Annotated in this window: 6 protein-coding genes and 1 pseudogene; 2 read left to right on the top strand and 5 right to left on the bottom strand. The window is 41.3% G+C overall.

Annotated features, from left to right (window positions below; translation table 11 throughout):
* Together VTH8203_RS24840 and VTH8203_RS04325 are read left to right on the top strand one after the other, a co-directional pair.
* Window positions 1-189: pseudogene (locus VTH8203_RS24840) on the top strand (IS4 family transposase); the annotation flags it as partial.
* Complete coding sequence (locus VTH8203_RS04325) at window positions 186-2,870, top strand: TrlF family AAA-like ATPase (protein WP_096992555.1); 2,685 nt, start codon at window positions 186-188, stop codon at window positions 2,868-2,870. The pseudogene VTH8203_RS24840 and the gene VTH8203_RS04325, both read left to right, overlap by 4 nt.
* A 414-nt stretch (window positions 2,871-3,284) precedes the next feature.
* Here VTH8203_RS04325 and VTH8203_RS04320 read toward each other — a convergent pair whose 3' ends face one another.
* From VTH8203_RS04320 to VTH8203_RS04300, 5 genes are all read right to left on the bottom strand, one after another.
* The gene (locus tag VTH8203_RS04320; RefSeq protein WP_096992556.1) at window positions 3,285-3,557 is read right to left on the bottom strand and encodes a helix-turn-helix domain-containing protein; all 273 of its coding nucleotides are present in this window, start codon (window positions 3,555-3,557) and stop codon (window positions 3,285-3,287) included.
* Window positions 3,558-3,878: 321 nt separating this feature from the next.
* Window positions 3,879-4,526, bottom strand: coding sequence for a hypothetical protein (locus VTH8203_RS04315; protein WP_096992554.1), 648 nt, complete (start codon window positions 4,524-4,526; stop codon window positions 3,879-3,881).
* A gap of 503 nt (window positions 4,527-5,029) precedes the next feature.
* Window positions 5,030-5,401: a single-stranded DNA-binding protein gene (gene ssb / locus VTH8203_RS04310; protein WP_096992553.1), complete on the bottom strand. Its 372-nt coding sequence runs from the start codon at window positions 5,399-5,401 to the stop codon at window positions 5,030-5,032.
* Between the two features lie 288 nt (window positions 5,402-5,689).
* Window positions 5,690-6,877 (bottom strand): hypothetical protein, encoded by a 1,188-nt coding sequence (locus tag VTH8203_RS04305; RefSeq protein WP_096992552.1) that lies wholly within the window; start codon window positions 6,875-6,877, stop codon window positions 5,690-5,692.
* Between the two features lie 66 nt (window positions 6,878-6,943).
* Window positions 6,944-7,990, bottom strand: a complete 1,047-nt coding sequence (locus VTH8203_RS04300) for a hypothetical protein (RefSeq protein ID WP_096992551.1) — start codon at window positions 7,988-7,990, stop codon at window positions 6,944-6,946.
* Window positions 7,991-8,161: the final 171 nt, after the last annotated feature.

The raw sequence follows: 8,161 nt of genomic DNA, 5'->3' as shown, positions 1-8,161 counted from the left end.
GGTAAGGTCGCTTATATCAAAGGTTACTACAAGGATTTTCAAGCAAATACCATTCGAACACGCCGGGTACTTTCCTACTTTTTTCTCGGTAAAGAGTTGATAGGAAGAGAAGCTTACTCATTTAGCGTGAAGGATCTGGCCTTAGCCGTAGGAGGCCTCAAAGCGATAAGTGCGGCAGAGTTCCGGTGAAAGATGTGGGGATCCCTCAGCTTTTAAAGTACATGGCGGCGGGGATTGATTGCGTTGCTGTAACAGATCATAACGGGGCTGGTTGGGTTGATGCTTTGCAAAGCGCATACGAAGAAATGAAAGTTAATCTGCCTGAAGGGTTCAGAGATATCACTGTGTTCCCTGGGGTCGAACTTACAACCGAGGATGAGTTTCATTTAATAGTTATATTCGCGCCAGGTACTAGCCAAAAGAAAATCGAACAGTTTATTACCTCTGCTGGTTACATAGGAGATTGTGGTGACCACAGCGGCTCAGGTTCTAAGAGTTTTCTCCAAGTTCTTAATGAAGTTATAACCCTACCTGAATTTGACTGCATTCCTATAGCGGCACACGCAGATCGAGATAACGGTCTTCTACAAACCAAGAGTGAATCACAGTCACCAGTAGCTAATGATAGGTATCTTCGTAAAATATTCAAAACAGGATTACTTAGCGCCATTGAAGTTGTCGATACTGAAGTTGATAAGCCGCAGAGCTATATTCAAAGCAGACTTAACTTATCAGAAGTTGTTGGATCTGATAGTCATGGTTTTCGTGGAAATGATAAACCAGGTAGTCGATACACTTGGGTCAAAATGGAAACCCCTACGCTTGCATCTTTAAAGCTTGCTTTGGTAGATGGTCAAGAGTTCTCTATTAAGCGGTTTGATGACCCAATTCCATTCAATCCATATGAAACACCAGATAACTTCATTGAGTCGATACAAGTTAAAGATGCTCGATATATGGGGCGAGGGAAAACCCCCTCGTCGCTCTCATTTAGCCCTTATTCAAATGCTATTGTAGGAGGAAGAGGTACTGGTAAGTCTACTATTACGCATTCTCTACGAGCTGTATCAGGGAAACAGTCTGAGCTCGATGAAGATACTACGCCATATCAGACATATTCCAAATTCATGCAAGTACCCAAATCAAAGGACGATTTTGGAGCTCTTAAGGAAGATACTGAAGTAGAGCTAATTTATAGGCGGTTGGGTAAGCGTTATCGTCTAATTTGGTCGCAAATCACTAACGAAACAACAGTTTTTGAGGAGGACGGGGGTGATTGGAAAAAAAGTCAAGATCAGGAAATTACCAAAGACCGATTCCCTATTGACCTTTATAGCCAAGGACAAATAGCAACTCTAGTTGGTGAAAATAAGCAGCCTTTACTTGAGTTAATAGATCGTTCGGCAAACATTGACCATGATGAACTTCAAACGGCCCAATTGAAGTTCTGCGCAAAGAGATCTGAGGCTAGGAGTTTAAAACAGGTTGCTGATCAGATACCAGCACTCGAGAGGCAACTACAAGACATAAGAGCAAAAATTCAAAAGCTCTCACAGAGTAACCATCAGAAAATTCTCACTGAATACAACAAGTTTCATAAACAGAAACAACAATTTGAGTCCAAGAAATCTGAAACATGGGATTTGATAAATAGATTAAGCGGATTTTTCCTGCATGAGGAAATAGTCTCCACTATTGCGACACCTTCAGACTTTGACGCTGACATTCAAGCTTTTACTAACTCTTTAGATACTGCTGTTGGTACAACAAAAAATGCCATAAAAGATTCCATTGAAGAACTAAAGACGAGTGTTAATGATATAGAGGCCGTTTTAATAAGCAGCAATTGGAAGGCAAAGTTTGACCAAGCCTTAAAACAATATACTGATTTACAAAATCAACTACAGAGCGAAGGGATCAATAACCTAAAAGAGTATGGCCAACTTGTTCAATCTGAGAAGGAGTTAGCTGATAAGTTAATTAGGGCAATGAATGCAAAACAGCAGCTTAAAGAAAAATTAAAACTGGCTAAAGAGGATCTTAATGAGATCAGGCAGCAAAGACTTAAGCAAACAGAGCGTAGAATACTATTTCTTCGAAAAGTGCTTTCGGGTAACAACTATGTGAAGATCTCGGTAAGACCATATGGTAGTAGCGCTATGGTCATGGAACATGCATTTCGAGATTTGCTTTCAGCTAAAACCGAGTTCGCATCGGATATTTATATAGAGGGCGAAAACGGTAGACAAGGTGTTGTCTCGTCTTTTTTGAATGCGGCTAAGCTACAAAATCAAGAGGATCGTGATAGAGCCATTTTTGATATACAAAGCTTGCTTTACAATGTAACTACTGGAGCAGATAGGCAGACATTCTCCGCTAGATTCAGGAACAAACTGGTGAATATGAATTCTCAGCATCAAGACTTTGCTGACTCTCTCTTGTACTGGTTCCCAGAGGATGGTTTGGACGTTGAGTATAGCCGCACAGGAGATGGTAAAAACTTCACTCCAATAACCCAAGGCTCAGCAGGCCAAAGAGCAGCTGCAATGCTGGCTTTCTTATTGGCGCATAGCGAGAAGCCACTTTTTATCGATCAACCTGAAGACGATTTGGATAACTCTTTAATATATGACTTGATAGTGTCGCAAATTAAGGCAACAAAGAGCAAGCGTCAGATAATTATGGTCACACACAATCCCAACATCGTGGTAAATGGTGACGCGGAGATGGTACATGCACTTAACTATAATAATCAGTGCTTTATTAAGAATAAGGGTTCGATACAGGACAATGAAATGCGTGAAACTATATGTAGGATCATGGAAGGTGGAACCACTGCCTTTAACAATAGATATAAGCGTTTAATATAGTGGCTGAAAGAAGTGAGAAGTTGGCCACTCGATTAGAGGTTTTGCCATATTTTTGATAATCCGTGAAAAGCTAATTTAGTAAAATCACTGACAAACTCTTGTCCAAGCTCGTGTCAGGCCAACCAGTAATGACACCAACCAGTTCTGGCACTGTGATCATCGAGCGATTCTGTCGTACAAATCTAAGCAGATGCAGAAGCGAAAGGCATCAGTATTAAAACCTATCGAGCAACTAATAGTCGGGTATATTCGTTGACTTCTAAAAGAGCCCAATGGTGACCCCTCTGCAATCTAATTATATTACCGCCAGTGATTCTCGAAGCGAGAACTAAGGAGGCCGCCATGGAACTCTTCAAGGGAAGTGGCGGTTTCTCAAGCTCGGCACCATCCGCAGAGTACCAATAGGCGTGATACTCATTTTGCCTCATGACTATCAAATTCTCGGCTTATAATCTGGTTTAATTTTTTACTGAAGTTGCCTCTGTTGATACCCAAAATTCTTGCCGCCTTTGATTGGTTACCGCGTGTGTGCGCTATCAACTCGGAAAATAATACATCAAGTACCGTTGGTGTTACCCAAGACATATCAGGTGTTGCTGATTTGTTATCAAACCACGTCGGCGCTAATTCTTCTCGGATAAGCTTTTGGATTTGGTTCTTATTGATAGGAGATAGATGGTCATTCATATTTGTTAGATTGGGCACTGGCAAGATTAGCATTGGTTGTTGAGTGAACCGAGTTTAACGTAAATCTTCTTGGTCTGCACTTTACCCTAGCTTCCTATCAGTGCGATCTTTGTTTTAGACTAACTGCTGGAAACGAATTTGCCATACTTGTGATTATTCGTAGTTTGCTAATGTATGATTTTCCGAATCAGGATCAGGCTTGCCCTGTAAACAGAGCTCCCACACACAAGGATCCGTCTCTTTGATTTTTATTTATTGTAAACTTCTAACTGATATAGATTAAATAACTCAGCAGAGTTGATATCAAAATTCTTTAGACATTTAAAGAACGTCTGAGCTATTGATATCAATCTCATTGCACAATGCTTTGAGGTCTTCTAAACCAGCTTTTGCTCTGCGTTGAATGGCTCGTGCTGAGAGAGTGTTCTTTTTGTTTCTTGCCGCAATATCTTCTGCCAGCTCGTTAGGTGACATGTCTCTAAGATAAAGATCGTAGATCAGCCCGAGTTTCTCCGGATCGACAAATTTAGTGATTGTTGTCAGCTTGCTAATGGCATTGTTATAGCAGTAGTTGTCGACCATTTCTTGCTCTGTATCACAAGTGGTCTCTTCGCATTGTTGCTCGACACTCGCACCCACTTCGAATACGTCAACCCATCTGGATCGAGGTGTTTTTACTATCGCAAGAGCAGCTCCACGATCAATTATTGCGTGTTTGACGCTTTTCTTTGCGTATGCAAGAAGATTTTGTGTTTCAGAGAGGCCATTGTCCTTTTTGAAGTCTCCAGCTTCATATTTGCTTTGAAGTACCGGTGTAATTTCAAATAACTTAATGCGTGATACCTGGCGCAACTCCTCCACATCGTCATGACAATGCGTGATTCCTTTGAGCGCGATACACTGATTTATATAGTTGGACAGTTGTGCTTCTAAGAATTCGTAGTTGAGAGTGATTTCTGTCGTTGTCATCCCTAACCTTTTTACCTAGCCAATTTTTTAGTGCTGTAACTCTTGGTTACAGTATTGTTTTTATATTGTTAATGCGAACGTTGAGCGTTCAGGTGGTTGGGAGTCTTTTTTACCCCTGTTTTTGTCTCATTAAGTGTACAGTTTGACCATAAAAAAAGCAAAAATCACTTGTCTCAAAAATGACGGAATTAGCTTGCAATCACATAAATTACACGCGGAAACATTGTTATTCTTACTTATATGTCCACATAGCATATGATACTTGGCTCACGATATCCTGCCTGCTTGGCCAAAATTAATATAAAAAGAACTAAAACAGAATATAAACCTTAGTTTATATCGGGTTAATGCAATAACCGCGATATGTTGTATAATTGTTATCAATTATGTGGACATATAAGTAATTTCTTGAACTTTATAAAGCACAAATATATAAAAAGCCCTCAATATCATTACGATTTAAGGGCTTTGTTATTGTTTCCTTATGTTCCGCCTTTCGACGTTTAAATTGGTCCTAATTGCTCTTGATCAGCTTGCTTGTTACCAAGAAGCATGACTTTGTGCTCAAACTTTGAAACAACAACTTCTGTCGTATAACGATCGACTCCATTGTTATCCGTCCATTTACGCGTTTTGTTTTGACCTTCGATGTAAACTTGTCGACCTTTTTGGAAGTATTGACTAGCATACAGCGCCGGTTGCCCGAAAATAACCACTCGATGATATTCGACCGACTTTTTCTGTTCGCCGGTGGACTTATCTCGCCATGATTCGTTGGTGGCTACCGTAAAACGCACGACATCACCATTTTGCCCGACCATCTCTGGTTGGTCGCAAAGGTTTCCAATTAAGATTGTTTTGCTTAATGAACTCATACTTATCTCCTTATTTTTCTTTTCAGAAGTTGGTGGTTGTGTCTGTAGGTACGACTACCTTCTCAACACAGTTGTGCAGACATTGAGAAAAAGTGCCGAAGCACGAAAACTGGCAATCAGCCATTCACTGGAGTGTTTCAGAAATGAATCGTTGGTTATCAGCTTGTGATGGAAAGGTGAGTGTGCAATTGATGCGAGTAGAGTTAAATCGTAGCGCATGGTTTTCGTTTAATCAATAAGAGAAAGCAACTCACACTCTATTTAATAAAGTGTGAGCTGTTTCTATTCTTAATGATAGTCTGAACTGAGCTCACTATTGAGCAGCGACACATCGCCAACGTAGCCACCGACAGCACTCACATATTCGAGAGGTTCCCATGTATCATCAACGTATTCGAACGTCTGTTCCACGATACAGTGTATACCATCATCGATGATTGCATTGTAGGTATCAATCCGGCTTTGTGCCATGTATCGAACCGCTTTGCCATAAGCGCGATTAAGTTGGAAAGTTGTGCATGATTTTCTATCGATACGTTCATTGGCCCAAGCAATGCAAGTTCGCAAGTCTTTGAATATCTGTATCTGACCATGCTGCAAGAACAACGTTTGGTCCGTGATATCCAGCGAGATTTCTCCGCTTGCATTATTACTTTCAATACTGCCAATCAAGAAGATATTGATCAGGTGCTCAACGTCTGCCTCGAAGCTGAAAGCCTTGTAAACATATTCGTAGTCTACTGTCTCTCTGATCGATAGACGACCATAGCTGTCTTCATCAACCAACACTGTGTGCTCCTGGAGTGCCTCCCCTGCTGCGTTGTTACGTACATAAGCTACATCTAAAGCGTGTTTATGCATTAGATGGAATAGCGGCTGGTAATATTCGCACTCTATTTCACTATCAGGATTGGAATCGAGCGACAATTCTTCCTCTTCTGAAATGAGATAGTCAACATATTGACCAATAATCGCTTTGTACTGTAATAACTTAGCCTGAATTTTCTCAAACTCGGTCATATTATGCGTGATGCCTAACATGGCTGAGATGAGCTCCGATGGATCGGTAATCGCCGTTTTTTTGGTCTGATTAAGCACTGGATGGAATTGTTTTCGGTGAAAACCAAACCTTGCTTCTAAGTGCTCTATCACAACAAAGGTCGCTTTCTCGGTTAAGGCATTTATGACTTCGCTTTTAAAGTCGGCGTCATCCATGCATGTCCTTACAATCTCAAAAATTGTAAGAAGGCAGATTCCATGTTCAGAAATATCACAAGCACCAAGCGGAGCTTGCTCATTCGTCTGCACATATCCGCCAACGAGATCTGTTACGTCGTCCCAATCCCACGAAGGCTGAGGTTCAAAGTATCTCAACTGAACCCGATTGCCGCTCTTTTCAGTCAAGATAGCCTCTGTACCGCATGAGTGCTCGACGAGCTCCAACAGGTCTTCCTTTAATTGCTGGCTTTTTTCCATTTTCTTATCTCCTAAATTGGCTCTTTCGAGCGATGAAATGTCGGCCAAATAATAGGCCGACACATCTTAGATCATTGCCTGGTAGTTAATATTGCCTACTTTGGTCAATGGTTTGGGTTCTGTAGCTGTTTCTGATTGCTCAGTATAAGCATCGTATGCTTCAGATGGTGGAAGTTCAGCACCATTCGACGCCGAAGATTGAGCTTTAGCTTGCGTAGACTCTGTTCGAGCTTTTGCTTTTGCTTTTGCTTCAGCAAACAGTTTTCTAGCGTCACTGGAGGCTGCAGAATGCTCGGGGTGAGCTTTAGCTTGCGTAGACTCTGTTTGAGTTTTAGCTTGCATAGACTCTGTTTGAGCTTTAGCTTGCGTAGACTCTGTTTGAGCTTTAGCTTGCGTAGACTCTGTTTGAGCTTTAGCTTGCGTAGACTCTGTTTGAGCTTTAGCTTGCGTAGACTCTGTTTGAGCTTTAGCTTGCGTAGACTCTGTTTGAGCTTTAGCTTGCATAGACTCTGTTTGAGCTTTAGCTTGCTGAGCTTTTTGCATCGCACCCTCAAACATAGTTGATATGGTCACTTTTATAGGGTTTCCATTATCATCACGGTGTACTTGCCCATGCTGATCGACTTGGAAAATTCCTTTTCGAACGCACGTTGGTATAGCCATTTCAGCGTCTTGTTGACGAATCATCAACGTTTTGGCTGTCACTTCCATTAAGTTCTGGTGATTAACTTTGAGGGTTTTAAGTAGGGCGTTTGCTTCATAAAAGTGCGCATCAAAAGCGTCGGCTTGTATCTTGACCTTCGAAGAACGTTGGTTCTTGTTCTGCATCGCGGTCTTGAACGCCTTTTTCTTTTGACTTGCACCGCGGGTTGTCTCGTACTCCTTACTCACTATGACGATCCACCTTTTCACACATTTAGCGATGAAAACAGTAAATCGTATTGGTGATGTTAGGATCCAGACAATTCCGCTGCACATCATCGCAATACCTTTAAATATCCCTTTCGACGTAAACATAAGACTTTCCGCGAGACCATGAAGCACTTTTGCCGTGATCTTAGGAATCGACAGAATGAGTCCCATTGCTATAATCCACATAACTAAACTTGCCATTTTTTTCTCCTAATTTCCTCTTTCGAGGTTGTTTGGTGTCGTTCAGAGTGAGCTGAACGACAGCGTGTAGAAATTAAGTATTTCGCCAGTTAATGATACGGCGCGTTAATTTCTGATAGATTTTGGTGCCATAAGTAAGATTACTTATAACGTTATTGTCATTGTCTCCAA

This window comes from Vibrio thalassae, from assembly GCF_900089835.1.
Taxonomy (GTDB): domain Bacteria; phylum Pseudomonadota; class Gammaproteobacteria; order Enterobacterales; family Vibrionaceae; genus Vibrio; species Vibrio thalassae.
The sequence above is the reverse complement of the archived record's forward strand: the minus strand, read 5'-3'. Positions and strand labels throughout refer to the sequence as shown.

Bases quoted from the DNA above. Each gene is read 5' to 3' on its own strand.
- VTH8203_RS04315 (WP_096992554.1), bottom strand. From the start codon at position 4,526: ATGACAACGACAGAAATCACTCTCAACTACGAATTCTTAGAAGCACAA.
- VTH8203_RS04300 (WP_096992551.1), bottom strand. From the start codon at position 7,990: ATGGCAAGTTTAGTTATGTGGATTATAGCAATGGGACTCATTCTGTCG.
- VTH8203_RS04320 (WP_096992556.1), bottom strand. From the start codon at position 3,557: ATGAATGACCATCTATCTCCTATCAATAAGAACCAAATCCAAAAGCTT.
- ssb (WP_096992553.1), bottom strand. From the start codon at position 5,401: ATGAGTTCATTAAGCAAAACAATCTTAATTGGAAACCTTTGCGACCAA.
- VTH8203_RS04305 (WP_096992552.1), bottom strand. From the start codon at position 6,877: ATGGAAAAAAGCCAGCAATTAAAGGAAGACCTGTTGGAGCTCGTCGAG.